Origin of the sequence: Roseovarius sp. CH_XMU1461 (assembly GCF_037027165.1) — a bacterium.
Taxonomy (GTDB): domain Bacteria; phylum Pseudomonadota; class Alphaproteobacteria; order Rhodobacterales; family Rhodobacteraceae; genus Roseovarius; species Roseovarius nubinhibens.
Window position 1 is genome coordinate 659,386 of record NZ_JAYMDV010000003.1, and the last position, 25,435, is coordinate 684,820.

Annotated in this window: 22 protein-coding genes; 11 read left to right on the forward strand and 11 right to left on the reverse strand. The window is 67.2% G+C overall.

The window, feature by feature from the left end; translation table 11 throughout:
- Window positions 1-5: 5 nt before the first annotated feature.
- Window positions 6-935: an ABC transporter ATP-binding protein gene (locus WA237_RS12320; protein ID WP_336097979.1), complete on the reverse strand. Its 930-nt coding sequence runs from the start codon at window positions 933-935 to the stop codon at window positions 6-8.
- 72 nt (window positions 936-1,007) lie between these two features.
- Between WA237_RS12320 and WA237_RS12325 the strand changes: the two genes are divergently transcribed.
- Both WA237_RS12325 and polA read left to right on the forward strand, forming a co-directional pair.
- On the forward strand, window positions 1,008-1,187 hold the full coding sequence (locus tag WA237_RS12325; RefSeq protein ID WP_009813838.1) for a zinc-finger domain-containing protein: 180 nt from the start codon (window positions 1,008-1,010) through the stop codon (window positions 1,185-1,187).
- A 157-nt stretch (window positions 1,188-1,344) separates the two neighbouring features.
- A complete protein-coding gene (gene polA / locus WA237_RS12330; RefSeq protein ID WP_336097980.1) occupies window positions 1,345-4,146 on the forward strand; it encodes a DNA polymerase I in 2,802 nt (933 codons plus the stop codon).
- 6 nt (window positions 4,147-4,152) lie between these two features.
- Here polA and WA237_RS12335 read toward each other — a convergent pair whose 3' ends face one another.
- Complete coding sequence (locus WA237_RS12335) at window positions 4,153-4,929, reverse strand: hydroxypyruvate isomerase family protein (RefSeq protein WP_336097981.1); 777 nt, start codon at window positions 4,927-4,929, stop codon at window positions 4,153-4,155.
- A 5-nt stretch (window positions 4,930-4,934) separates the two neighbouring features.
- On the reverse strand, window positions 4,935-5,510 hold the full coding sequence (locus tag WA237_RS12340; protein WP_009813835.1) for a DUF1285 domain-containing protein: 576 nt from the start codon (window positions 5,508-5,510) through the stop codon (window positions 4,935-4,937).
- 68 nt (window positions 5,511-5,578) lie between these two features.
- On the opposite strand from WA237_RS12340, the gene WA237_RS12345 reads away from it, so the two are divergent.
- From WA237_RS12345 to WA237_RS12360, 4 genes are read left to right on the forward strand one after another with little or no spacing between them, the layout of a single operon-like run.
- Window positions 5,579-6,586 (forward strand): AAA family ATPase, encoded by a 1,008-nt coding sequence (locus tag WA237_RS12345; RefSeq protein ID WP_009813834.1) that lies wholly within the window; start codon window positions 5,579-5,581, stop codon window positions 6,584-6,586.
- Window positions 6,583-7,488, forward strand: coding sequence for a DUF58 domain-containing protein (locus WA237_RS12350; RefSeq protein ID WP_336097982.1), 906 nt, complete (start codon window positions 6,583-6,585; stop codon window positions 7,486-7,488). Before WA237_RS12345 ends, WA237_RS12350 begins: the two co-directional genes overlap by 4 nt.
- Window positions 7,485-10,238 carry a DUF4159 domain-containing protein gene (locus tag WA237_RS12355; RefSeq protein WP_336097983.1) on the forward strand — a complete coding sequence of 918 codons (2,754 nt, stop codon included), beginning with the start codon at window positions 7,485-7,487 and terminating at the stop codon, window positions 10,236-10,238. Before WA237_RS12350 ends, WA237_RS12355 begins: the two co-directional genes overlap by 4 nt.
- Window positions 10,235-12,286, forward strand: coding sequence for a hypothetical protein (locus WA237_RS12360; protein ID WP_336097984.1), 2,052 nt, complete (start codon window positions 10,235-10,237; stop codon window positions 12,284-12,286). The genes WA237_RS12355 and WA237_RS12360 overlap by 4 nt, the downstream gene beginning before the upstream one ends.
- 16 nt (window positions 12,287-12,302) lie before the next feature.
- On the opposite strand, the gene WA237_RS12365 is transcribed toward WA237_RS12360, so the two are convergent.
- Complete coding sequence (locus WA237_RS12365; RefSeq protein ID WP_216016187.1) at window positions 12,303-12,665, reverse strand: hypothetical protein; 363 nt, start codon at window positions 12,663-12,665, stop codon at window positions 12,303-12,305.
- Between the two features lie 35 nt (window positions 12,666-12,700).
- Window positions 12,701-13,432, reverse strand: coding sequence for a DUF599 domain-containing protein (locus WA237_RS12370; RefSeq protein WP_009813829.1), 732 nt, complete (start codon window positions 13,430-13,432; stop codon window positions 12,701-12,703).
- 80 nt (window positions 13,433-13,512) lie between these two features.
- Between WA237_RS12370 and WA237_RS12375 the strand changes: the two genes are divergently transcribed.
- From WA237_RS12375 to glcF, 3 genes are read left to right on the forward strand one after another with little or no spacing between them, the layout of a single operon-like run.
- Window positions 13,513-14,952: an FAD-linked oxidase C-terminal domain-containing protein gene (locus tag WA237_RS12375; protein WP_009813828.1), complete on the forward strand. Its 1,440-nt coding sequence runs from the start codon at window positions 13,513-13,515 to the stop codon at window positions 14,950-14,952.
- On the forward strand, window positions 14,949-16,070 hold the full coding sequence (gene glcE / locus WA237_RS12380) for a glycolate oxidase subunit GlcE (RefSeq protein ID WP_336097986.1): 1,122 nt from the start codon (window positions 14,949-14,951) through the stop codon (window positions 16,068-16,070). Before WA237_RS12375 ends, glcE begins: the two co-directional genes overlap by 4 nt.
- A gap of 4 nt (window positions 16,071-16,074) precedes the next feature.
- Complete coding sequence (gene glcF / locus WA237_RS12385; protein ID WP_336097987.1) at window positions 16,075-17,373, forward strand: glycolate oxidase subunit GlcF; 1,299 nt, start codon at window positions 16,075-16,077, stop codon at window positions 17,371-17,373.
- Here glcF and WA237_RS12390 read toward each other — a convergent pair whose 3' ends face one another.
- From WA237_RS12390 to WA237_RS12415, 6 genes are all read right to left on the reverse strand, one after another.
- A complete protein-coding gene (locus WA237_RS12390; RefSeq protein WP_009813825.1) occupies window positions 17,374-17,679 on the reverse strand; it encodes a 4a-hydroxytetrahydrobiopterin dehydratase in 306 nt (101 codons plus the stop codon). It abuts the gene before it with no gap.
- A complete protein-coding gene (locus WA237_RS12395; protein WP_336097988.1) occupies window positions 17,676-18,869 on the reverse strand; it encodes a GNAT family N-acetyltransferase in 1,194 nt (397 codons plus the stop codon). Before WA237_RS12395 ends, WA237_RS12390 begins: the two co-directional genes overlap by 4 nt.
- A gap of 31 nt (window positions 18,870-18,900) precedes the next feature.
- Entirely contained in the window at window positions 18,901-19,674 is a 774-nt protein-coding gene (locus WA237_RS12400; RefSeq protein ID WP_336097989.1) for a glycerophosphodiester phosphodiesterase family protein, read from the reverse strand.
- Window positions 19,671-20,132 (reverse strand): RidA family protein, encoded by a 462-nt coding sequence (locus tag WA237_RS12405; RefSeq protein WP_009813822.1) that lies wholly within the window; start codon window positions 20,130-20,132, stop codon window positions 19,671-19,673. The genes WA237_RS12400 and WA237_RS12405 overlap by 4 nt, the downstream gene beginning before the upstream one ends.
- Before the next feature lie 702 nt (window positions 20,133-20,834).
- The gene (locus tag WA237_RS12410; protein ID WP_336097991.1) at window positions 20,835-22,181 is read right to left on the reverse strand and encodes an HlyD family type I secretion periplasmic adaptor subunit; all 1,347 of its coding nucleotides are present in this window, start codon (window positions 22,179-22,181) and stop codon (window positions 20,835-20,837) included.
- A complete protein-coding gene (locus tag WA237_RS12415; RefSeq protein WP_336097993.1) occupies window positions 22,178-23,851 on the reverse strand; it encodes a type I secretion system permease/ATPase in 1,674 nt (557 codons plus the stop codon). Before WA237_RS12415 ends, WA237_RS12410 begins: the two co-directional genes overlap by 4 nt.
- A gap of 108 nt (window positions 23,852-23,959) precedes the next feature.
- Here WA237_RS12415 and WA237_RS12420 point away from each other — a divergent pair, with 108 nt between their 5' ends.
- Entirely contained in the window at window positions 23,960-24,832 is an 873-nt protein-coding gene (locus WA237_RS12420; protein WP_009813819.1) for an MlaA family lipoprotein, read from the forward strand.
- Complete coding sequence (locus tag WA237_RS12425) at window positions 24,825-25,430, forward strand: MlaC/ttg2D family ABC transporter substrate-binding protein (protein WP_009813818.1); 606 nt, start codon at window positions 24,825-24,827, stop codon at window positions 25,428-25,430. The genes WA237_RS12420 and WA237_RS12425 overlap by 8 nt, the downstream gene beginning before the upstream one ends.
- Window positions 25,431-25,435 lie beyond the last annotated feature (5 nt).

Below are 25,435 nucleotides of genomic sequence, written 5' to 3' on the forward strand. Positions count from 1 at the left end.
TTTGCCTATCGGCTGCGGGTCAGGTTGAGGAAGACATCCTCGAGATCGGCCTCCACCGTGCGCACGTCCCGGATGCGAATTCCGGCGTTGCGCACCGCCTCGAGCACCGCCTCGGCGGGGGTTTCATTGAGATGATAGCTGATCGCCAGCGCCCCGTCGGGCCGCGATTCGACCACCAGCCCCGGCGCGTCTGGCAAGGTCTCGGCAGGGCTTTCCGGCGTCACGATCATCGTCTTTTTATCGAGCTGCCCCAACAGGTTGGCCGTGCTGTCGCGAGCCACCAGTGTGCCGTGATTGATGATGGCGATCTCGTCGCACATCTCTTCGGCCTCTTCGAGGTAATGCGTGGTGAGGATGATCGTCATCCCCTCGTCGTTAAGCTTGCGCACGTTCTCCCAGAGCATCTGGCGCAGCTCGATATCCACCCCCGCCGTCGGCTCGTCGAGGACGAGAATATGCGGATGATGGACCAGCGCCTTGGCCAGCAAGAGCCGCCGCCGCATCCCCCCCGACAAGGTCCGCGCATAGGCCCCGGCCTTGTCCTCGAGGCCGACAAGCCTCAGAATTTCATCGCTTTTTCGCTCGCGTGCGGGAACACCGTAGAGCCCCGCCTGCACTTCGAGCGCGGCGCGCGGGGTGAAAAACGGATCGAGGTTGAGCTCTTGGGGCATGACGCCAATGGCCGCCCGGCTCTGCCGTGGATTGCGGTCCTGATCAAAGCCCCAGATCGAGACCTGGCCAGCGGATTTGACCACCAGCCCCGCGAGAATGTTAATGAGCGTCGATTTTCCCGCGCCATTCGGCCCCAGAAGCCCAAAGACCGAGCCACGCGGAATGTCGAGATCGATGCCCTTGAGCGCCTCTTTCGCCGGGGATTTGCCACTGGCCGCATAGGTTTTCGCCAGCCCCCGCACCTCGATCGCCTTCCCCGTCATCACCTCTTGCTCCCACCGTCCTGATCGCTCATATTTGGGCCTAAAGGATAGCCCGCCGAAAGGAAATGCAAGATGGTCACTGCCGTCCCCGAAACCAAGATCGTCGACAGCTACCGCGTGGCCTGCGACGGGGGCGAAGGTGCGCTCGGCCATCCGCGCGTCTGGCTGCAAATCCCGCATGAGCACGGCTGGGTCGAATGCCCCTATTGCGATTGCAAGCTGGTGCACAAGGATTTCGAAGCCCGCGCCTGATCGCGCGCCGCTTCGGTGAATTTTGGGGGCTTTGCCCCCGGCCTTCGGCCTCCCCCAGGATATTTTTCGCCAGAAGAAGCCCGCGCCCGGGCTGGAATTCAGCCGGGTGCCATGTGATATGTTGGGCAACGCTTCGGGCCATAGAGGATGCAGCATCATGACCACGCAATTCGGCAAGGGCTGCCATCTGCATCTCATCGACGGCTCGGCCTTCATCTTTCGCGCCTATCACGCGCTGCCGCCGCTGACGCGCAAATCCGACGGGCTGCCGATCGGCGCGGTCTCGGGCTTTTGCAACATGTTGCAGCGCTATATCTCGGATGATCACGGCCCCGATGCGCCGACCCATGTGGCGGTGATTTTCGACAAGGGCAGCCACACGTTCCGCAACGATCTCTATGATCTCTACAAGGCCAATCGCGAGGCGATGCCCGAGGATCTGCGGCCGCAGATGCCGCTGACCCGCGAGGCGACCCGCGCCTTCAACATCGCCTGTCAGGAGATCGAAGGATTCGAGGCCGATGACATCATCGCGACGCTGGCCTGTCAGGCGCGCGATCTGGGCGGGCGGGTGACGATCATCAGCTCGGACAAGGATCTCATGCAGCTGGTGGGCGGCGGGGTCGAGATGCTCGACGCGATGAAGAACCGCCGCATCGATGTCGAAGGCGTCGAAGAGAAGTTCGGCGTCGGCCCCGACCGGGTGGTCGATGTGCAGGCGCTGGCCGGGGATTCGGTCGACAACGTGCCGGGCGCGCCGGGCATCGGGATCAAGACGGCAGCGCTTCTGATCAACGAATACGGTGATCTGGAAACGCTTCTGGATCGCGCCGAAGAGATCAAACAGCCCAAGCGCCGCCAGACCCTGATCGAGCATCGCGCCCAGATCGAGCTGTCGAAACGGCTGGTGCAGCTCGACTGCAACACGCCGCTCGATTTCGGGCTGGACGATCTCGAGGTGCGCGATCCGGACCCCGAGACGCTGTTGAATTTCCTGTCGGAAATGGAGTTCCGCACCCTGTCGACCCGGATTGCCAAGGCGCTCGCGGTCGAGGCGCCGGTGATCCCCGACGTGGCCCCCGCCGCCAGCGAGGACAGCGCGGCAGACTGGCCCGCCATCGCCCCCGAAGCCTATGAGCGGGTGTCGGACATGGCGGCGCTGCAGGTCTGGATCGACCGGATCCTGGAGCGCGGCTATGTCGCCATCGACACCGAGACCACCTCGCTCAACGAGATGCAGGCCGAGCTGGTCGGCATTTCGCTGGCGGTCGAGCCGGGGCAGGCCTGCTATATCCCGCTCGGCCATCGCGAGGGCGCGTCGGACGATCTCTTCGGCTCGGATGCGCTGGCCGAAGGGCAATTGCCGCGCGATGCGGTGCTGGCGGCGCTGCGCCCGGTGCTCGAAGATGCGGCGGTGCTCAAGATCGGGCAGAACATGAAATACGATGCCAAGATCTTTGCCGGTCTCGGCCTCACTATTGCGCCCATCGACGACACGATGCTCATGTCCTATGCGCTAAATTCCGGCATTCACAATCACGGGATGGACGCGCTCAGCGAACGCTATCTGGCGCATAACCCGATCCCGATCAAGACGCTGCTCGGCACCGGCAAATCCGCCGTGACCTTTGACAAGGTGCCGATTGACGAGGCGGTGAAATATGCCGCCGAGGACGCCGATATCACCTTGCGCCTGTGGCATATGTTCAAACCGCAGCTGCATCAGAAACAGGTCACCACGGTCTATGAGACGCTGGAACGGCCTTTGGTGCCGGTGCTGGCGCGGATGGAACGGCATGGCATTCTGGTTGACCGCGACGTGCTGAGCCGCATGTCCAACGCTTTTGCCCAGAAGATGGGCGGGCTCGAGGCGGAAATTCACGAATTGGCCGGGCGCAGTTTCAACGTCGGCAGCCCGAAACAGCTCGGCGAGATCCTCTTTGACGAGATGGCGCTCGAGGGTGGCAAGAAGGGCAAGACCGGCGCCTATGCCACCGGGGCGGATGTGCTCGAGGATCTGGCGACCGAGCATGAGCTGCCGGCGCGGGTGCTCGACTGGCGGCAGCTGAGCAAGCTCAAATCGACCTATACCGACGCGCTGCAGGATCATATCGACCCGAACACGGGCCGGGTGCATACCTCCTATGTGCAGACCGGGGCGAGCACCGGGCGGCTCGCCTCGACCGATCCCAACCTGCAGAACATCCCGGTGCGCAGCGAAGAGGGCCGCCGCATCCGCGAGGCCTTTGTCGCCGACGCGGGCAAGCGGCTGGTGTCGCTCGATTATAGCCAGATCGAGCTGCGCATTCTCGCCCATGTGGCGGGGATTGACGCGCTCAAACAGGCGTTTCGCGACGGGCTCGACATTCACGCGATGACCGCGTCGGAAATGTTCGGCGTGCCGCTGGACGAGATGACCTCCGACGTGCGCCGCCGCGCCAAGGCGATCAATTTCGGCGTGATCTACGGCATTTCGGGCTTTGGTCTGGCGCGCAATCTGCGCATTCCGCGGGCCGAGGCGCAGGGGTTCATCGACCGCTATTTCGAACGGTTCCCCGGCATCCGCGCCTATATGGACGAGACCGTGGAATTCGCCAAAGCCCATGGCTATGTGCAGACGCTTTTCGGGCGACGCATCCACACGCCCGAGATTGCCGCCAAAGGCCCACGCGCGGGCTTTGCCAAACGCGCCGCGATCAACGCGCCGATCCAAGGCACCGCCGCCGATATCATCCGCCGCGCCATGATCCGCATGCCCGAGGCCATCGCCGATCTGCCTTGCAAGATGCTGTTGCAGGTGCATGACGAATTGCTCTTCGAGGTGGAAGAGGATGCGGTCGACGCGGTGATCACTGCGGCGCGCGAGGTGATGGAGGGCGCGGCCGATCCCGCGGTGCATCTCGATGTGCCGCTCACCGTCGATGCGGGATCGGGGATGAACTGGGCCGAGGCGCATTAACGCCGCTTAGCCGCGCGACGCCTCGCGCAGCCAGCCCAGCCCCTCTGTGGTGCCGCGTTTCGGGTGGTATTCCCCGCTGACCCAACCGGCATAGCCGCCCGTGTCGAGCTGCGTGAAAAACGCCGGATAGTCGATCTCGCCGCTCTGTGGCTCATGCCGACCGGGCACGCCCGCCACCTGCACATGCAGCGGCATCTGCGCGAGGCCATCCCAAGCCGCGCGCGCATCCCCGGTGATCCGCTGCGCATGGTAGGCATCGAATTGCAGCCCCAGATTGGGCGCGGCAATCTCCGCCAAAATCGCTTGGGCCTCGGCGAAATCCTGCAGGAAATAGCCCGGCATGTCGTGGCCATTGATCGGCTCTATCGTGAGGCGCAGCGCGGGATTGGAAGCCGCCGCCCGCGCCGCGGCCCAGCGCAGATTGTCCACATAGGTGGCCCGCGCCGCCGCCCCCTCGGCCAGCCCAGCGAGGACATGCAGAAGCCCCGCGCCAAGCGCCCCGGCCATCGCAAGCGCCTGATCGAACTCGTCGCGAAACCGCGCCTCACAGCCCGGAATGGCGGCCACGCCCCGCTCGCCTCCGGCCCAGTTGCCCCCCGGCGTGTTGATCAACACCACCGGCAGGGCCGCAGCCTCTGCGGCCTGCGCCAGATCGGCGGCGGCATGATCATAGGGAAAAAGCAGCTCGCAGCCCTGAAACCCCGCCGCGCGCGCCGCTTTGAACCGGTCGAGCGGCGCGCATTCGGTGAAGAGCAGTGAAAGATTGGCGGCAAAGCGCGGCATTGGCGTCAGGGCAGTTCGTCCGAGGGAATCACCTTGAAGAACGCGCCATCGGACCAGACCCCGAACCAGCCCTCGTGATGCGCGCCCCGTTCCACCAGACGGTAGAAACTCTTGCGATCAATCAGCGCCTCGAGATTGGCGCGCACCAGCACATAGGGCGACGGCTCGCCCGTCTCGGCATCGCGCACCACGCGGATCGGATTGGCGGGACCGGCGAGAACCTTGTCGCCGACATTGGTCTCGAAGATGAGCGATTGCGCCTCGCCCGTGCCCTCGGGTTCGAAATCCACCGCCACGAAAGGCGCGTCATCGACCGTGATACCGACCTTTTCCACCGGGGTTACGAGGAAATAATCCTCGCCTTCGCGTTTGAGAATCGTCGAGAAGAGCTTGACCAGCTCATGCCGTCCGATCGGCGTGCCGAGGTAGAACCACGTCCCGTCCCGTGCGATCCGCATGTCGAGATCGCCGCAAAACTCGGGGTTCCATTTGTCCACCGGCGGCAGCCCCTTGCCCTGTGCCGCGCGGGCCGCTTCGGCCAGGCTTTCGGCTGACGGGCTCGTGATCGGTTCCTTGCTCATTGCTTTTGCCATTTCCGTGTAACGCTTTAAGGTTACCGTTAGGATATAGCGTGACGAGGATATTTGCCATGAGCGATGACACCGATTTGGTGAACGGGATCGAAACCCTGCAAGGCAAACTCGCCGCCGCCCGCGAGGCGATCACCCGCCGGTTCATCGGTCAGGAACAGGTGGTTGACCTGTCGCTGGCCGCACTGCTGAGCGGTGGGCACGGGCTGTTGATCGGCCTGCCGGGGCTGGGCAAGACGCGGCTGGTGGAAACGCTCGGCACGGTGATGGGGCTCAACACCAACCGGGTCCAGTTCACCCCCGACCTGATGCCCGCCGATATTCTCGGCTCGGAAGTGCTCGAAACCGGCGCCGATGGCAGCCGCGCCTTCAAATTCATCCAAGGCCCGATCTTCTGTCAGCTCCTGATGGCCGACGAGATCAACCGCGCCAGCCCCCGGACCCAATCGGCGCTGTTGCAGGCGATGCAGGAACGGCAGGTGACCGTGGCCGGCCAAACCCGCGCCCTCGCGCCGCCGTTTCACGTGCTGGCCACCCAGAACCCCATCGAGCAAGAGGGCACCTACCCCCTCCCCGAGGCCCAGCTCGACCGGTTCCTCGTCCAGATCACCGTGCCGCATCCCGACCGCGACACCGAACGCGCCATCCTTCTCGCCACCACCGGCGCCGAAGAGGCCGAGGCCCATGCGGTGTTTACCCCCGAGGATCTCATCGCCGCGCAATCGCTCCTGCGCCGGATGCCGGTGGGCGAGGCGGTGATGGAAGCCATTCTCGACCTGGTGCGCAGCTTCCGCCCCGATGATCCCAACGCCCCCGAGATCGTCCGCGAGGCCGTCGCCTGGGGCCCCGGCCCGCGGGCCGCTCAGGCGCTGATGCTCACCGTGCGGGCGCGCGCGCTCCTCTCGGGGCGCTATGCGCCGGATATCACCGATGTCGCCGCCATGGCGCTGCCGGTGCTGTCGCACCGGATGGCGCTCGGCTTTGCCGCCCGCGCCCAGGGCCAGAGCCTCGACGGGCTGATCTCCGACATCACCGCCCGCATCACCCGAACCGAGGCCGCCGCATGACCCAACCCGCCGCCTCTGGCGCGGCGGGGCTGCGCAGCCGGGCCGAAACCGAGGCCGCCCGCCTCCCCGCCCTGCTGGCGCGCGCCGATCAGCTTGCCGGGACGGTGATCCTGGGCGATCACGGGCGGCGGCGGTCCGGGCTCGGCGATGATTTCTGGCAATACCGACCGCTGCAACCGGGCGATTCGCGCCGCCATATCGACTGGCGGCGCTCGGCCCGCTCGGATGCCGAATTTGTCCGCCAGCGCGAATGGCAAATCGCCCAGAGCGTGATGCTCTGGGTCGATCAAAGCGCCGCCATGGGCTTTGCCTCGACGCCCGCGCTGCCGACCAAGGGCGACCGGGCGCGGCTCTTGGCGCTGGCGGTGGCGATCTTGCTCGACCGGGCCGGGGAACGGGTCGGGCTCGCGGGCCATCCGCTGCCGCCCCGCCGCGGCGCGGGACAGCTCGCACGGCTGGCGCAGGCGCTGCTCGAGGATCAGGGCGACGACTATGGCGCGCCCGATCTCGACGGGCTGCGGCCGCATGGCATGGCGCTCATCCTGTCGGATTTCCTCGGCGATCTTGGCGCCACGCAACGGGCCCTCGCCGCCGCCGCCGATCGCGGCGTGCGCGGCGTGCTCTTGCAGATCCTCGACCCCGAAGAAGAAAGCTTTCCCTATCGCGGCCGCACCATATTCCAGAGCATGACCGGACGGCTCAACCATGAAACCCTCAAGGCCAGCGCCCTGCGCCCGCGCTATCTCGAACGGCTGGCAGAGCGCAAAGCCGAGCTCGCCGCGCTCTGCGCCGCAACCGGCTGGCACTTTCATTGCCATCACACCGGCGACAGCGCCCAAAAGGCGCTGCTCTGGCTGCATCGCGCCATGGGTGATGGCTTAGGTGAAGGGGGCGCACGATGACGCTCGGCCCCATAGGATTTGCCGCGCCCTGGCTGCTCTGGGCGCTCGCCGCGCTGCCGATTCTGTGGCTGATCCTACGCGCCGTGCCGCCTGCGCCGATCCGGCGGCGTTTCCCCGGCGTGGCGCTGCTTTTGGGGCTCACCGACGACGACACGGTGAGCGACCGCACGCCGTGGTGGCTTTTGCTGCTGCGGATGCTGGCCGTCGCGGCGGTGATCATTGGCCTTGCCGGGCCGGTGCTCAACCCCGAGACGCGCAGCGACACCGACAGCGACGCGCCGCTCCTCATCCTCACCGATGCGAGCTGGGCCAGCGCCCGCGACTGGCCCGCCACGCTCAAGCTGCTCGACCGGGTGCTCGCTGAGGCGGGCCGCGACGGACGCCCCACCGCCATCGCAAGGCTCACCGATCCCGGCGCGCCGGTGTTCCAAGCCGCCGAGACATGGCGCAGCCGCCTCTCCGGCATCGCCCCGCAGCCGTGGGAGCCGACCGACGCGATGACCGAGGCGGCCCGCGCCGCCCTGCCCGACAGCGATTTTGAGACCCTGTGGATCTCCGACGGTCTCGCCCGCGACAGCCGCGCGGCGCTCTTGGACAGGCTCAAATCGCGCGGGCCGGTGACGGTGGTCGAGGGCGGCCGCCCGCTCGTGGTGCTCGGCCCGCCCGAAATCGAGGCCGGGCAGATCACGCTTCACGCCACCCGCCAGCGCCCCGGCACCGAAACCCGACTGCCGGTCATCGCCCATGGCAGCGACCCGGCGGGCAACCCGGCCGAACTGGCGCGGCTCACCCTCGTCTTTCCCGAAGGCGGGCTCGAGACCAGCGGCACGCTCAACCTGCCCAACGAGCTGCGCGCCCGGCTCACCCGGTTCGAGATCGCCGGTCAGGGCCACGCCGGGGCCGTCACCCTCGCCGATGATCGCCTGTCGCGCCGCGAAGTCGCGCTGATCGAGGGGCGCTCGGGGCGTGAAGGGCTCGAACTCTTGTCGCCGCTCCACTACCTGCGCAAGGCGCTCGCGCCCAATGCGACCCTGCTCGAAGGCACGCTCGCCACCAGCCTGCCCGCCAATCCCGGTGTCATTGTGCTCGCCGATGTGGCGACGCTCTCGCCGGGCGAGACGGCGGATCTGCTCGGCTGGGCCGAGGCGGGCGGCACGCTCCTGCGCTTTGCCGGGCCACAGCTCGCCGCCTCTGATGTCTCGCGCGATGGCGAAGACCCGCTCTTGCCGGTGCGGCTGCGCTCGGGCGGGCGCAGCGTCGGCGGCGCGATGAGCTGGGGCGAGCCGAAAACCCTCGCCCCCTTCCCCGAGGACAGCCCGTTCTACGGTCTCGACATCCCCGAGGATGTCACCGTCAATTCGCAGGTCATGGCCCAGCCCGACCCGACGCTTGCCGACCGGGTGATCGCCGCGCTGAGCGATGGCACGCCCTTGGTCACCCGCAAACGGATCGGCGCGGGGCAGGTGATCCTCTTCCATGTCACCGCCAATGCCGAATGGTCGAGCCTGCCGCTCTCGGGCCTCTTCGTGCAGATGCTCGAACGGCTGTCGATCACCGCCGCCGCCGACACCACCCTACCCGCCGATCTCGCCGCCGCCACATGGCAGCCCGACCGCGTGCTGACCGCCAGCGGCACGCTCGAGCCGGGCGACACGCTGCCCGGCGTCTCGGGCGCGGCGCTGCTGTCGGAGCCGCTCGGCCCCGAGCTGCGCCCCGGTCTCTATGACGGCCCCGACCGCCGCCTCGCCCGCAACGCCCATGATCCTGAGCGCGCCCTCGCGCCGATGGTCTGGCCCGCTGGCACGCGGATCGAAGGCATGGTGCGCGCCTCGGAAACGCCGCTCGGCGGCTGGCTTCTGGCGCTGGCGATGCTATTGCTGCTGGGCGATATCCTCGCTTCTCTGGCGCTCTCCGGACGGCTCGGCCCGGTGCGGCGCGCGGCGCTTTTGGGCACCGTCGCAATACTGACGTCTTACAGCCCGGATACCGCATGGGCGCAATCGCCCCCTGAGATCGCCGAAGAGCTGGCCCTCGCCCATGTCATCACCGGCGACCGCGCGCTTGACGAGATCGCCCATGCCGCCCTGCGCGGCCTTGGTCAGACCCTGTTTTTCCGCACTTCGGTCGAGCCCGATCCGCCCGTCGCCGTCGATCTCGAACGCGACGAGCTGGCGTTTTATCCGCTGCTCTACTGGCCGATCACCCCGGATCAGCCGCTGCCCTCATCCGAGGCCTACGCCCGGCTCAACACCTATCTGCGCACCGGCGGGATGATCCTTTTTGACACGCGCGACGCCGATATCGCGGGCTTTGGCACCGGCTCGCCCAATGGCGCGATGCTGCGTAAACTGGCCGCCCCGCTCGATATTCCGCCGCTCGAACCGGTGCCCGAGGACCATGTGCTCACCCGGAGCTTTTACCTGCTGCAGGATTTCCCCGGCCGCCACATGGGCCGCACCGTCTGGGTCGAAGCCGCGCCGCCCGATGCCGAACAGGTCGAAGGCATGCCCTTCCGCAACCTCAACGACGGAGTGACCCCGGTGGTTATCGGCGGCAATGATTGGGCCTCCGCCTGGGCCGTGACCGAGAACGGCAGCCCCCTACTCCCCGTCGGCCGCGGCTTTGCCGGCGAACGCCAGCGCGAGCTGGCCCTGCGCTTTGGCGTCAATCTGGTGATGCATGTGCTGACCGGCAATTACAAATCCGATCAGGTCCATGTCCCCGCCCTTCTCGACAGGCTAGGCCAATGACCGGAACCCTCGTCTTTGACCCGCTTTTGCCGATCTGGCTCATCGCGACGCTGGGTGTGCTGCTCGGCGCCGGGCTCATGCTGGCGCTCTGGCGCGGGCTGTCGGGCTGGGGCTTGCGGGCGCTCGCCGGGGCGGTGGTGCTCGCCGCGCTGATGGGCCCGGTCTATCAGCAAGAGGACCGCCAGCCGCTCTCCGACATCGTGCTCATGCTCGAAGACGGCAGCGCCAGCCAAAGCCTCGGCAGCCGTCAGGACCAGACCGCCCGCACCGCCGATGCGCTCGCCGCGCGTCTGGCCGAGCGCCCCAACACCGAGCTGCGCCGCATTCCCATCCCCGATGGCGAGGACAACAGCGGCACCCGCGCCATGACCGCCCTCTCCGAGGCGCTGGCCAGCGAACCGCAGGGCCGCGTCGCGGGCATCTTCCTGCTGAGCGACGGGCGCGTGCATGATCTCAACCGCGCCCCCGCCCTGCCCGCGCCGCTGCACCTGTTGCAAAGCGGCGAGGACAGCGATTGGGACCGACGGCTCATCCTGAAAAACGCCCCCGCCTTCGCCATCCTCGACGAAGAAATCACCATGACCCTGCGGATCGAGGATATGGGTGCCAGCCCCGTGCCCCCCGGCAGCAGCGCCGATCTCGCCATCGCGGTCGACGGGGCCGCACCGCAGAATTTCACCATCCCCATCGGCGAAGACATCGACCTGCCCATCACGCTGAGCCATGGCGGCCGCAACGTGCTCGAATTTTCCACCCCCGGGCTCGACGGCGAACTCACCGACCGCAACAATCGGGCGCTGGTGCAGATCAACGGCGTGCGCGACCGGCTGAGCGTGCTCCTGGTCTCCGGCGCGCCGCATCCCGGCGGGCGGACCTGGCGCAACCTGTTGAAATCCGACAGCTCTGTCGATCTGGTGCATTTCACCATCCTGCGCCCGCCCGAGAAACAAGACGGCATCCCGGTGCGAGAGCTGTCGCTCATCGCCTTCCCGACCCGCGAGCTGTTCCTTGAGAAAATCGACGATTTCGACCTGATCATCTTTGACCGCTACAAGCGGCGCGGCATCCTGCCCGCGATCTATCTCGAAAACGTGCGCAATTATATCGAGGGCGGCGGCGCAGTGCTGATCGCGGCGGGGCCGGATTTCGCCTCGGCCGACAGCCTCTTTCGCTCGCCGCTCGAGGCGATCGTGCCGGCCCGTCCCACCGCCCGCGTCGTAGGTCAGCCCTTCCGCCCCAAGGTCACCGATCTCGGCACGCGCCATCCGGTCACCGCCGGGCTCGACCGCGAACATGACGGGCCCTGGGGCCATTGGCTGCGGCAGGTCGAGATCACCGGCGAGACCGGCGATGTGGTGATGACCGGGGCCGACGATCGCGCGCTTCTGGTGCTTGACCGGGTCGGCGAGGGCCGGGTGGCGCTCTTGGCCTCTGATCACGCCTGGCTGTGGAATCGCGGCTATGAGGGCGGCGGGCCACAGCTCGAATTGCTGCGCCGTCTCGCCCATTGGATGATGAAGGAGCCCGAGCTCGAGGAAGAGGCGCTCTGGGCCGAGGCCAATGGCCAGACCATGCGCATCATCCGCCGCAGTCTCGAGGCCGAGGTGCCACCGCTGACCCTCACCACCCCCTCCGGCGACGTGCATGAGCTGACGCTCAAAGAGGTCTCGCCGGGCCGGTTCGAGACGCTGTTCGACGGGCCGGACATCGGGCTCTACCGGCTCGCCAATGGCGATCTGGACGCGGTGATCGGGCTCGGCCCCGCCGCCCCGGTCGAGTTCGAGCGCACCATCGCCAGCAATGCCGAACTCGCGCCGCTGATCGACAGCATGCAGGGCGGCACCGCTGCCATGGCTGACGGTCTGCCGCGCCTGCGCGATGTGCGCGAGGGACGGCCCGCCGCCGGGCGCGGCTGGCTCGGCCTGACCCCGCGCGACGCCTATCAGACGCTTTCGGTGACGCAGACGCCGCTCTTGCCGCATTGGCTGGTGCTGGCGCTGTTTGCGAGCTTCATGCTGCTGGGCTGGCTGCGCGAGGGGCGTCGCTGACCCCCTCCGCTGCGGCTTAGAAGGGCACCGCCACGGCGACCGGTTCGGCGGTCCATGACCCGTCGGAACAATGCGCCCGCACATAGATTTCGCGCATCCCGTCTGGCACCATCACGTTGCGCAGGCTGCGGGTAAAGGGCTGTTCATCGACATGCGGATGCATCAATTCGCGATAACCGAGGCGCTTGCCCTTGGCATCGATCACCTCCCAACCATCGGCATAATGATCCCAGCCGCTATCGGGATGGCGGATCGTCACGCTGACCTGCCAATCCATGCCCTGCTTTTCGATCGCAACATCGAGAATTTCCGGCGCGTCAGCCAGAACCGGCGCCGCGGACCAAAGCGCCAGCGCGAGAAGTGGAAAATTGAGTTTCATGGGCCTACCATACCGCTTTCACAAAAGGCACAAAGTCACGTTCCCGTGCGTCGCGCATCTTCGCTCAGCTCGGGCATGTTCGACAAGAGGATGCGCCGCGATTGCGAGGCAAATTCGCGCCGCCCGACGATCACCGTGACGATCACCGACCCCACGATCAACGCCTCCGCCCCGATGAGCCAGGCCGCCGCCGCCAGCGCGAAATAAATCGCCCGCAGACCCCGGTTGAAACTGCGCGCGGCGGTGATGTTCAGCTCGCCTGCCTGCGCCGCCCGCCGCGCCCCGCCGGGCGCGTCGCGGTCATTGGGCACCGTGCCCATCACCACCGCGCAATAGGCAAAGAGCCGGTTCGACCAGACAAATTTGAAAAACGCGCTCGCCAGAAAGCCCAGGAGCAGGATGATCTTGATCTCCCAGACGATTTCCGGCGTGCGGTCAAAGGTCAGATCATCCGCCAGCGTGATGAGCTTGTCGGTATTGCCCAAGAGCGCCATGCAACCGCCCATGGCAATCATCGTGGCCGAGGCAAAGAACGTCGTGCCCTGCCGCAGCATCGCGAGGATTTGCGAATCGAAGATGCGCGGGTCCCGGTCGAGCATGGTCTGCATCCAGGCCCGCCGGTAATCGGCCATGAGCCAGGACACCGAGGGATGCCGCCCGCCCGAGTTCTCGATCCAGAACCCCATGCCCTGCCAGCCGAGCAAAAGCAGTGCGACAGCGACCTGATCAAGGGTCGAGAAAAGGCTGAGACGGTCCATCAAATCCATGGCCGCACCCTAGCCGGGCGGCCCCGCGCTTGCCAGAGGGATAAATTGGTTATAAAACTTGACCAATAGGAGACGCCGCCATGGAAATGCCCGCCCCCGACAGCACCATCCTGTCGCGCAAGCCCGAAATCGTCGCCCGTCTGCGCGACCTGCTGCCCGATGACGCCGTCATCTGGGACGAGGCAGAGACCCGCGCCTATGAATGCGACGCGCTCACCGCCTATCGCTGCCCGCCGCTCGCGGTGGTGCTGCCCGCGAGCACGGAGGAGGTCTCCGCCGTGCTCGCCGCCTGTCATGACATGGGCGTACCGGTGGTGCCGCGCGGCTCGGGCACCTCGCTCGCAGGTGGCGCGCTGCCCACCGCCGATTGCGTGATCCTTGGCGTCGCCCGGATGAGCGCGGTGCTCGACACCGATTATGCCAACCGGGTGATCCGGGTGCAGACCGGCCGCACCAATCTCTCGGTCACCGGCGCGGTCGAGGAACACGGGTTCTTCTACGCCCCCGATCCGAGCAGTCAGCTCGCCTGCGCCATCGCAGGCAATATCGCGATGAATTCGGGCGGCGCGCATTGCCTCAAATACGGGGTCACCACCAACAATCTGATGGGGGTGACGCTGGTCCTGATGGACGGCACCGTGACCGAGCTTGGCGGCGCGCATCTCGATGCCGGGCGGCTCGATCTTCTCGGGCTCATCTGCGGCTCTGAAGGCCAGCTCGGCGTGGTGACAGAGGCGGTGCTGCGCATCCTGCCGTCGCCCGAAGGCGCGCGCCCCGTGCTCATCGGCTTTGACAGCAACGAGGTCGCCGGGGCCTGTGTCTCGGACATCATCCGCGCCGGCGTCCTGCCCGTCGCCATCGAATTCATGGACCGCCCCTGCATCCGCGCCACCGAGGCCTTTGCCGGCGCGGGCTACCCCGATTGCGAGGCGCTTCTGATCATCGAGGTCGAAGGCTCCGAGGCCGAGATCGACGAACAGCTCGCCCGGATCACCGAAATCGCCCAGACCCACAACCCGGTCGAGCTGCGCGAAGCCCGCGACGCCGATCAGGCCGCCCGCATCTGGCTTGGCCGCAAATCCGCCTTTGGCGCGATGGGTCAGATCAACGATTACATGTGTCTTGACGGCACCATCCCGGTGAGCGCCCTGCCGCAGGTGCTCAAACGCATCGGCGAACTGAGCCGCGACTACGGGCTCGGCGTCGGCAATGTGTTTCACGCGGGCGATGGCAACATGCACCCGCTCATCCTCTTTGACGCGAACAAGCCCGGTGATCTCGAGAAATGCGAAGCCATGGGCGCCGACATCCTGCGGCTCTGTGTCGAGGTCGGCGGCTGCCTGACCGGCGAACATGGCGTCGGCATCGAGAAACGCGACCTGATGGATCACCAATACCGCCCCGATGATCTCGAGGCGCAGATGGCGGTCAAGGATGTGTTCGACCCGCACTGGCTCTTGAACCCGGCCAAGGTGTTTCCGCTGGCGGCCTCCGCCCCGCGCCGCGAGGCCCGCGCATGACCCATCGCCCGACGACCGAGGCCGAGCTCTCCGAGATCATCGCCAGCGCGGAAACGCCCCTGCACATCACCGGCGGCGGCACGCGGCCCATCGGCGCGACCTCTGCCACCACAACGCTCAGCACCTCGGCCCTCAGCGGTGTCACGCTCTACGAGCCCGGCGCACTGACCCTCGTGGCCCGCGCCGGCACGCCGCTGGCCGAGATCGAAACCCTGCTCGCGGGCGAAGGCCAGCGCCTCGCGTTCGAGCCGATGGACCATCGCCCGCTTCTGGGCACCACCGGCACGCCGACCTTGGGCGGCATGGTTGCCGCCAATGTCTCGGGGCCGCGCCGCATCTCGGCGGTGGGCGCCTGCCGCGACGCGCTGCTCGGGGTGCGTTTCGTCGATGGCGCGGGCCGCATCATCGCCAATGGCGGACGGGTGATGAAAAACGTCACCGGCTATGATCTGGTCAAGCTCATGGCGGGCAGTTTCGGCACGCTCGGCGTGCTGACCGAGCTTTCGCTCAAAGTGCTGCCCGCACCGGAGACCTCCGTCACCCTCACCGCCCGCGATCTCGACGATGCCACCGCAATCACGGCGCTGTCGCGCGCGCTGGGCGCCCCGTGGGAAGTCACCGGCGCGGCGCATCTTCCGGGCACGGGGGACACCCATATCCGCCTCGAAGGCAGCGCCGCCTCGATGCGCTACCGCGCCGAAAGGCTCGCCACGCATCTGGCTGATCTCGGCGCGTTCACCGCCAATTTCGACGCCGAGGACACCGCCGCCCTCTGGGCCGCGATTCGCGATGTCCGCGCCTTTGCCGACACCAAAGGCGCGCTCTGGTGTCTCTCGGTCAAACCGGGCGATGGGCCTGGGCTGGTGGCCAGCCTGCCGGACACCCAGGCGCTCTATGATTGGGGCGGCGGGCGCATCTGGCTGCATGACCCGAGCGGCACAAAAGGCGCGGTGATCCGCGATGCCGTGGCCCGCATCGGCGGCCATGCCACCCGGCTGCGCGGCGCGGATGACCTGCCCGCCTTCCCCCCCGCCAACCCGGTGGTGGCCCGGCTCGAACAGGGGCTCAAAGCCCGGTTCGACCCGCGCGGCCTCCTCAACCCCGGCCTGATGGACTGATCCCATGCAAACGCATTTCACCGAGACCCAGCTCGCCGATCCCGGCACCAAACGCGCCAATGACATCCTGCGCGCCTGCGTGCATTGCGGCTTTTGCACCGCGACCTGCCCGACCTATCAGGTGCTGGGCGACGAGCTCGACAGCCCGCGCGGCCGCATCTACCTTATCAAGGACATGCTCGAGAACGAGCGCGTGCCAGACGCCAAGACGGTCAAACATATCGACCGCTGCCTGAGCTGCCTCGCCTGTATGACCACCTGCCCGTCGGGAGTGCATTACATGCATCTCGTCGATCACGCGCGCGCTTATATCGAAGAACGCTACAAACGCCCCCTTGGCGACCGGGCGCTGCGCTGGATGCTGGCCAAGATCCTGCCCTATCCGATGCGCTTTCGCCTCGCCCTTCTGGCGGCCAAGCTGGGCCGGCCCTTCGCACCGCTCATCCCCGATGCACGGCTCCGCGCCATGCTGCGCATGGCCCCGAAACGCATCCCCCCGGTGAGCCGCAACGACGACCCCCAGAGCTTTGCCCCGACGCCAGACACCGCCCCGAAACTGCGCGTCGCGCTGATGACCGGCTGTGCGCAAAAGGCGCTCAACACCGATATCAACGACGCCACGATCCGCCTCTTGACGCGGCTCGGCTGCGAAGTGGTGGTGGCACGCGGCGCGGGCTGCTGCGGGGCGCTCACCCATCACATGGGCCGCGAGGACGACAGCCACGCCGCCGCCGCCCGCAACATCCACGCCTGGATGGCCGAGGCCAATGGCGCCGGGCTCGACGCCATCGTGATCAACACCTCCGGCTGCGGCACCACGGTCAAGGATTACGGCCATATGTTCCGCAATGATCCGCTGGCCGATGCGGCGGCGCATATCTCGGGGCTGGCCTGCGACATCTCGGAATTGCTGACCCGGCTCGACCTGCCCGAGGCTGCGCCCAAGGATCTCACCGTCGCCTATCACGCCGCCTGCTCGCTGCAGCACGGGCAAAAGGTCAAATCCGCGCCCAAGGATCTCTTGAAACGGGCCGGGTTCACCGTGGTCGAACCCGCCGACAGCCATCTCTGCTGCGGCTCCGCCGGCACCTATAACCTGATGCAACCCGAGATTTCCGCCGAGCTGCGCAAGCGCAAGGTGGCGACGCTCATGGCGCGCCGTCCCGATGTGATCGCGGCGGGCAATATCGGCTGCATGATGCAGATCGGCCAAGGCACCGAGACGCCCATCGTGCACACGGTCGAGCTGCTCGATTGGGCGACCGGCGGGCCTGTGCCGCCCGCCCTGTCCCATCTTGGGTGATCAGCCCGGCTGACCCGCCAGCTTGTCCATCTTGCGCGCCAGCTTGACGTCAAGCTGGCTCAGCCCGTCCACGTCATGGGTCGTCAGACACACCGACACCCGGCTGTAGACATTCGACCATTCGGGATGATGGTTCCATTTCTCGGCCCAGATCGCCGCGCGCATCATAAACCCCATGGCTTCGGTGAAATCGTCGAATTTGAACGTCTTCTCGATCGCGTCGCGCCCCTCGGTCAGCGCCCAGCCGGTCTCGAGCAGCGGCTCCACCATGGTACTTCGTGCGGTATCGCTCAGCTTTTCGGTCATTCTCTCTCATCCCCTGTTGATCTGCGAAACGGGCCATAGCCCGTCAGAATTTCGATATCTTCCTCGACCGCCGCGCCCTCGGCCTCGAGATATTGCGCGATGGCCTGGGCAAAGCCGGGATCGCCGACCCAATGCAGCGAATGGGTGACCTGCGGCAGGTATCCACGCGCCAGCTTATGCTCGCCCTGCGCGCCCGCCTCGACCCGGGCCAGCCCCTCGGCAATGGCAAATTCCATCGCCTGATAATAGCACAGCTCGAAATGCAGGTTGGCATGGGCCTCGCCACAGCCCCAATACCGGCCAAAAAGCGCCTCGCGCCCGATGAGGTTGAGCGCCCCGGCCACCGGCACGCCGTCGCGCTCGGCCACGATCATCAGGACATCCTCGCCGAGCCGCTCTGCCGCGAGGTCGAAAAACGCCCGCGTGAGATAGGGCGTGCCCCATTTCCGCGCGCCGGTGTCTTGATAAAACGCCCACATCGCGTCCCAATGCGCGGGGGTGATCTCTGCCCCGCGCAGCCGCCGGATTTCGCCGCCAAAGCCCTGCGCCGCCGCCCGTTCCTTGCGGATATTCTTGCGCTTGCGCGAACTCAGATCGGCGAGGAAATCGTCAAACCTGCCATAGCCGCGATTGTGCCAGTGATATTGCTGGTTGCGCCGCGCCATGAGGCCCAGCGCCTCGGCCCCCGCCGCCTCGTCGGGCGTGCAAAAGGTCACATGCAGCGACGACAGCCCATGGCGCTGGGCCAGCTCCACCGCACCCTGTACCAGCGCCGCCCGCCCCGTCGCCTCATGCCCCGGCCTTGCCAAGAGCCGCCGCCCGGTCACCGGCGTGAACGGCACCGCGATCTGCAGCTTCGGATAGTAACGCCCGCCCGCCCGCTCATAGGCATGGGCCCAGTTGTGATCGAAAATATATTCGCCCTGGCTGTGCCCCTTGGCATAGAGCGGCGCCACCGCGATGACCTCGCCCGCCTGCCGCGCCACCACGTGATGCGGCTCCCAGCCACTGCCCGGCCCGACCGACCCGCTTTCTTCCAAGGCCTGCAAAAACCGATAGGTGGTAAAGGGATCGACCGGCCGCCCGCCGCCCGCCGCTTCGGAACAGGCGCAAATATCCCAATCCGCCGCCCCGATCTCGGCGATGCTGTCATGAAAACTGACGGTGATCTGATGGTCGCTGTCGGGCATCTCGTTCAATCTGGGGGCTTTTCCCCGGCGATCAAGCGGGATGTGCCGCGAGATAGCCCTCGAAGGTGATATTCTCCGCGATCCGGCGGGCCTTTGCCTCCTGCGCCGCCGAGCGCACGGTCCAGCAGAGCACATGCCCGCCCGCCGCCTTGATCTCTGCCACCCGGGGCCGGTCGAGATCACCGACCTCATGGCTGACGAAACTGGACCCAGAGACCGCATATTCCGGAATATCGCGCAGCCTGTCGCGCACCTCGGCCCGCAACAGCGGCCAATCCTCCGCCCTATAGGCAGAGGTCACGATGCCGCGCGGCAGATCGGGGCAGAGCTCGGCCAGCTGGATCACCGATTGCGGATTAAAAGACATGAGCGCCACATCGCCGCGATAGCCCGCAAGCGCCGCCGCGACGGCCCGCTCGAGCCCGCCATCGGTGGCACCCATCTGGCCATGCTGATCCTTGAGCTCGATGAGCAATGGCACCTGCCCCGCCACGAGATCGAGCACCTCGTCGAGCCCCGGCACGCCCTCATCACCGCCCAAAAGCGGCGTCTTGGCCAGCTCCGCCGCGCTTTGCAGCCGGATCGGTCCCGCCCGCCCGGTGAGCCGCCCCATGTCGTAATCGTGAAACACCATCGCCGCGCCATCGCGGCTCGGCTGCAGATCGATTTCGATCCCATAGCCCCGCGCGATGGCCGCGCGGATCGCCGCCCGCGAATTTTCAGGCCGCCCCTGGGCCACATCATGCAGCGCACGATGGGCCAGCGGCGTGGTCAGAAAAGACGCGGGCAGCGGCACCTGGCTCATTTGATCTCGAAGACCCCATCGATCTCCACCGCCACGCCAAAGGGCAGCGAGGCCGCCGATACGGCCGAGCGCGCATGCTTGCCCGCCTCCCCCAGCGCCGCGCCGAGGAAATCCGACGCGCCATTGATCACCTGCGGCTGCTCGGTGAACTCCGGCGTCGAATTGACGAACCCGCCGAGCTTGACCACCCGCACCAGCCGGTCGAGATCACCGCCACAGGCCGCCTTGACCTGCGCCAAAAGCGCGATGGCGCACACTTTCGCCGCAGCCGCGCCCGCCGCCACATCGAGATCCGCACCAAGCTTGCCAGTGATGAGCGTATCGCCATCCTTGCTGATCTGGCCCGACACATGCAGCAGAGTGCCGCTCTGCACATAGGGCACGTAATTGGCCGCCGGCAGCGGCGCCTCGGGCAGGGTCACCCCCAGCTCAGCCAGTTTGGTTTCAAATTGTCCCATGTCATGCTCCTCGCACAGCCTCTGATTTGCGGCAGACGCTAATCCGGCACGACGGAAAATGAAATGGCAAATCCGCCCCTTGCCCCTCCCCCAACCAAACCCCGCGCCACTCCGCAATCCCGCAAGAGGACAACCCGCCCACGCTTCTTTTTTGGTGGAAAACCCCAAAGTCCCCCAGCCCGCCGCTTGGCCCACCCCGTCGCTCCACAACGCCATCCAAGCGCCGCGCGTCCTCGCAACGAAACGCCCGCTTGGCGCGAGCCCTCAACGCGCACCCCACCATTGGGAAGCGCACGACACGCCCACGCCGCAAACCAGCAAGGAACAAACCGGCCCCTCCCTCTTTCTGGAGATAAATACCCAAATCCCCCCGCCTGCCCCACGCAATGCCCCCTCGGCCCATAACGCCGCCCCAGCCCCAAGCGCCCGACCCGCGCTCGCCGATTTGCCCCTGATCAGCGACGAACACCGTTGCACGGGGATGGAGCACAAAGTTATCCCCGCCCCCTCATTCTGGTCACAAATACCCATAACGTAGCACGCCTGCCCTTTGGCTCCTGCCTCAAGTCACAGCCACACCGCCCCCCTGTCCGCGAAACCAGCCTCAGCCCCGCCTCTTTCTGGTTAAAAATACCCAAAGCACCCCGGCCCGCCCCTTGGCCTGCCCCCTCGACCTACAGCGCCGCCCCAGCACCACACCCCCTACCCCCGAAAGGCCCGGTTGAAATAGGCCGTCAACGGGCGCAGCAGAAACTGCGCGGGGCTCTGCTCGCCGGTCTGAAGATAGACCTCGACCGGCATTCCCGGCACCAGCCCCGCCGTCTCCTGCAAGGGCCGCAGCGCCTCTGCTTCGGCCCAGATTTCGGCCCGGTAGTACCGCCGACCGTCCGCGTCATCCTGCACCACATCCGGCGAGATTGACCCAACCCGCGCCGCCACACCGCGCCCCTCGCCCTGTTCAAGCGCCGGAAAACGCAGCAGCGCCGCCTGCCCGCTGTAAATCTGGTCGACCTCCAGCGGGCTGATCTCGGCGCTCACATGGATCGGCCTGTCGCCCGCCACCAAGGTCAGGATCGGCGCGGCGGGGCGGATCACCGCCCCCGGCCCATGCACATCGACCTGCTGGATGGTGCCCGCCACCGGTGCCCGCAACTCCAGCCGCGCGAGCCGCGCCCGCAACACCCGCCGGGTCTCGGCAAGCTCAATCTCGCGATGACGCAGGTCGCGCAGCTGATCGATCACCCGCTCGCGCATCCGGCTTTCGCGGCCCAGCTGCTCGAGCTCGATCTCGGCGATCCGCCCCTCGGCCCCGGCCCGATGCGCCGCGACCTCGCCCAGCTCCCCGTCGAGCCGCGCCGCCTCCCGCTCGAGCGCCAGAACCCGCGCCGCCGGGGTCAGCCCCTGCGCCCGCAACTGCCGCAAATCCGTCAACTCCTGCGCAATGAGCCCCGCCTGCCGGCGCAGCGCCCGCGCCTGCGCCCCGAGCCCGTCGATCTCCGCCCGTGACTGCGCCACCCGCCGCCGGGCCTGCCCCGCCTCACGGTCCTGCGCCGCGCGCCGCGTGGCAAAGAGACGGCCTTGCCCCTGCAAGGTCTCGGCCAGCCCCTCGTCGCCTGCCGCCCGGTTGCGCAATTCGGGATCGAAGCCGATCGCCGCCGCCCCGTCGCGTTCGGCTTCGAGCCGCGCCCGCCGCGCCATCACCTCGAAGAGCCGCGCCTCGACAAGGGTCAGCTCCTCGGCGATCTCGCCGCCCTCAAACCGGGCCAAGAGCGCACCCTTCGCCACCTGCATCCCCGGCCGCACGGCAAGCTCTGCCAACGTGCCGCCATCGGGATGCTGCACCACATGCGCCGCCATGTCCCGCACGACCCAGCCCGGCGCCACCACCGCCTGCGACAGCCGCGCCGCAAAGGCCCAGCCGCCAAAGCCAAGGCACAGGATCAAGAGCGCCAGCCAACCAAGGCGCATCAGCCACCCCAGATCCTCACTGGCCTCCGCTCCCGGCTCCTCCGCCAACGCGGTCGCGTCCCAAGATCGCTCCTGTTTCATGGCGCGGCCTCGGCCCGAACCGGCCTCCCTGCCCCCCTAGCCACATCGCCCGCCCCAGAGGCAGAAACCCCCGGCAAAAAGCTCTGCGCCAGCCCCGCCTCAAGGGTCAGCACCAGATCGCAATGACCCAAAACCTCCGCGTTATGCGAGGCCAGCACCACCGCCCGCCCCGCGGCGCGCAGGTCGCGCAGCATCTCGCCAAGACGCTGCCGCCCCGCCGCATCGAGATGCGCCTCCGGCTCGTCCAGCAGGATCAGCCCCGGCGCCCCAAAGAGCGCCCGCGCCAGCGCCACCTGCTGTGCCTGCCCGCCCGAAAGCGGCGCACCGCCCGCCGTCATCACCGTGTCATAGCCCGCCGCGCAATCGAGGATCGTCTCATGCGCCCCCGCCAGCCGCGCCGCCGCGATCACCGCCGCCATATCCGGCGACCGCTGCAGCCGCGCGATATTCTCGGCAATCGTACCGTCAAAAAACACCGCCCGCTGTGGAAGGTACCCGCACCACCGGCCCAAATCCCGCGCACCATATTGCGCCAGAGGCACCCCGCCGAGCCGGATCTTGCCCCAGACCGGCGGCCAAACCCCAGCCAGCGCCTCGATGAGCGTCGTCTTGCCCGCCCCCGATGGCCCGCGCAGGCCCAGAATCTCGCCCGGCCGCACCTCAAAGCTCAGCCCGCGCAGCACCGGCGGCGACGCGGCATCGGGCCGGATCGTCGCCTGTTGCACCTGCAGATGCGGCTCGGGGCGCGGCAGTGGCGAGGGATTCGCGCCCGCCAGAGGCCTCGCCTGCCGCAGCGCCTCCCAGCCCTTTCGCGCCTCGCCGATCATCGGCCATTGCCCGACCACCTGCTCCACCGGGGCCAGCGCCCGCCCCATGAGCACCGAAGCCGCGATCATCGCCCCGGGCGACAGCTCGGCCTGCAGCACGAGATAGGCCCCAAGCCCCAAAAGCGCCGATTGCAGCCCGAGCCGCGCCACCCGGGCCATCGCCGCCGCGCCGCCGCCAATATCCGCCGCCGCGATCTGATGCCGCCGCGCCTGCCCGCGCAGCCCTTGCCAGCGCGCCCCGAGCCCCTCAACCATGCCGAGCGCCCGCGCCGTCACCGCCGCCGCGCCCGCCGTCTCGGCCAGCCGCTGCGCCCGCTGTTGATCAAGCGCCGCCCGCGCCCCCCTGCGCCGGGTCCGGACATGGCCAAGGATCGACAGCCCGGTGAGCGCCAGCGCGCCAATAAAGGCCAGCCAGCCCAACCAGGGATGAAACAGCCAAAGCGCCCCCAGAAACAGCGGCACCCAGGGCAGGTCAAACAGCGCCAGACAGACCGGCGCGGCAAGAAACCGGGGCACCGTATCGAGCCCGCGCAGCGCCTCTGCCGCTTGACCCACACCATGACCACGCCCCCGATCCACCCGCATCAGCCCGGCGAACACAGGCCCCGACATCTCACGGTCGAGCCGCGCGCCAAGCCGGGTCATGATCCGCCCGCGCAGCACATCGAACACGCCCATCATCGCAAAGAGAAACCCCGCCAGGAGGGTCAACGCCACAAGCGTCTCTTCCGACCGGCTGCCGAGCACCCGATCATAGACCTGCAGCATATAGATCGGCCCGGTCAGCATCAGCAGATTGACCGCCGTGCCCAAGAGCGCCACAAAGCCCAAGATCCGCCCCATCGGCCACGGACCACCGCCCGCCGCCGCACCACCTGGGCGGGCGTTACCATTCTGCCACGTCTCTTTCGGTTTCAACCGCAAAGCTGTAGTCTCGCTCGGGATTGGTTTATGCAACGCATTCAATATGACGATTCGGGTTTAGATCTGGTGAAGCTGCTGACACTCCCCTTGGCCCCGCGCCGCCTCTTTGCCGCGCTCGCGCTTGCGGGCGTCACGGCTCTTTCCGCCTGCGGCCAGTCCGATCCGGCCCTGACCCGCGACGCCCCCTACGACCCGTGGGAGGCCGAGAACCGCAAGGTCCATAATTTCAACAAATCGCTCGACCGCAACATCGTGCGGCCCACCGGCAAGGGCTATACCGCCGCGGTGCCCGACGATATCGAAACCGTGGTCTCGCGCTTTGCCGAGAACCTGACGCTGCCGCGCTCGATCCTCAACAATATCCTGCAGGGCAACGGGCTTGGCGCCACGACCGACACCTACCGGCTGCTGGTCAACACGACGCTTGGCCTCGGCGGCTTCTTCGACCCCGCGACCGAGCTCAACATGCCGGCCCGCACCAATGCCGATTTCGGCCAGACGCTCTATGTCTGGGGTGTCAACCAGGGCCCCTATATCGAGCTGCCGCTGCTCGGCCCCTCGACGACGCGCGAAACCGTCGGCATGACGGTCGATCTGATCATCAACCCGCTGAACTACGTGCTGCCCTCGCCCGAGAGCTTCTACGGCACCGCCGCCTCGGTCTCGTCGAGCCTGAGCGCGCGTGGCCAGTATTCGGACACGATCGATTCCGTCCTGCATGAAAGCGCCGACAGCTACCGCGCCTCGCAATCGCTTTATCTGCAAAATCGACGGTTCAAGCTGGGCAAGGGCCGGAGCGACACCTATCTAGATCCTTATGACGCCGTTTCGGGCGATCCCTACGGCGAAACATCTGCTGCCGCTTCGGGCGATCCATATGAGGACCCTTACAATGAATGATTACACGCGCCGCCGTTTCCTGGCCACTTCCGCCGCCGCCGCCACGGCCCCGCTGCTCGCCGCCAGCCCGGCGCTGGCCCTGACCGATGCCTCGGCCCGCTCGCTGGTCGACAAGGTCGTGGCCGAGATCAACCGCGTCATCGCCTCGGGCAAGCCGCTCGGCTCGATGATCAGCGATTTCGAGCGGATCTTCCGCACCTATGCGGATGTGAACATCATCGCGCAATCGACGCTCGGGGCCGACGCCCGCCGCGCCAGCCCGGCCCAGATGCGCGCCTATACCGACGCCTTCCGCGGCTATGTGGCCCGCAAGTACGGCAAGCGGTTCAAGGAATTCCAAGGCGGCGAAATCACCGTGCGCGACGTGCGCCGGGTGAAATCCTGGCACGAAGTGAACTCGACCGTGAAACTCCGCGGCCAGAGCCCGTTTGAGGTGAAATTCCTCGTCTCCGACAAATCCGGGCGCGATCTCTTCTTCGACATGGTGATCGAAGGCATTTCCCTGCGGCTCAGCGAACGCACCGAGATCGGCTCGATGCTCGACCGCCGTCAGGGCAATATCGACGCGCTCATCGCCGATCTGCGCAACGCGGGCTAAGCCCC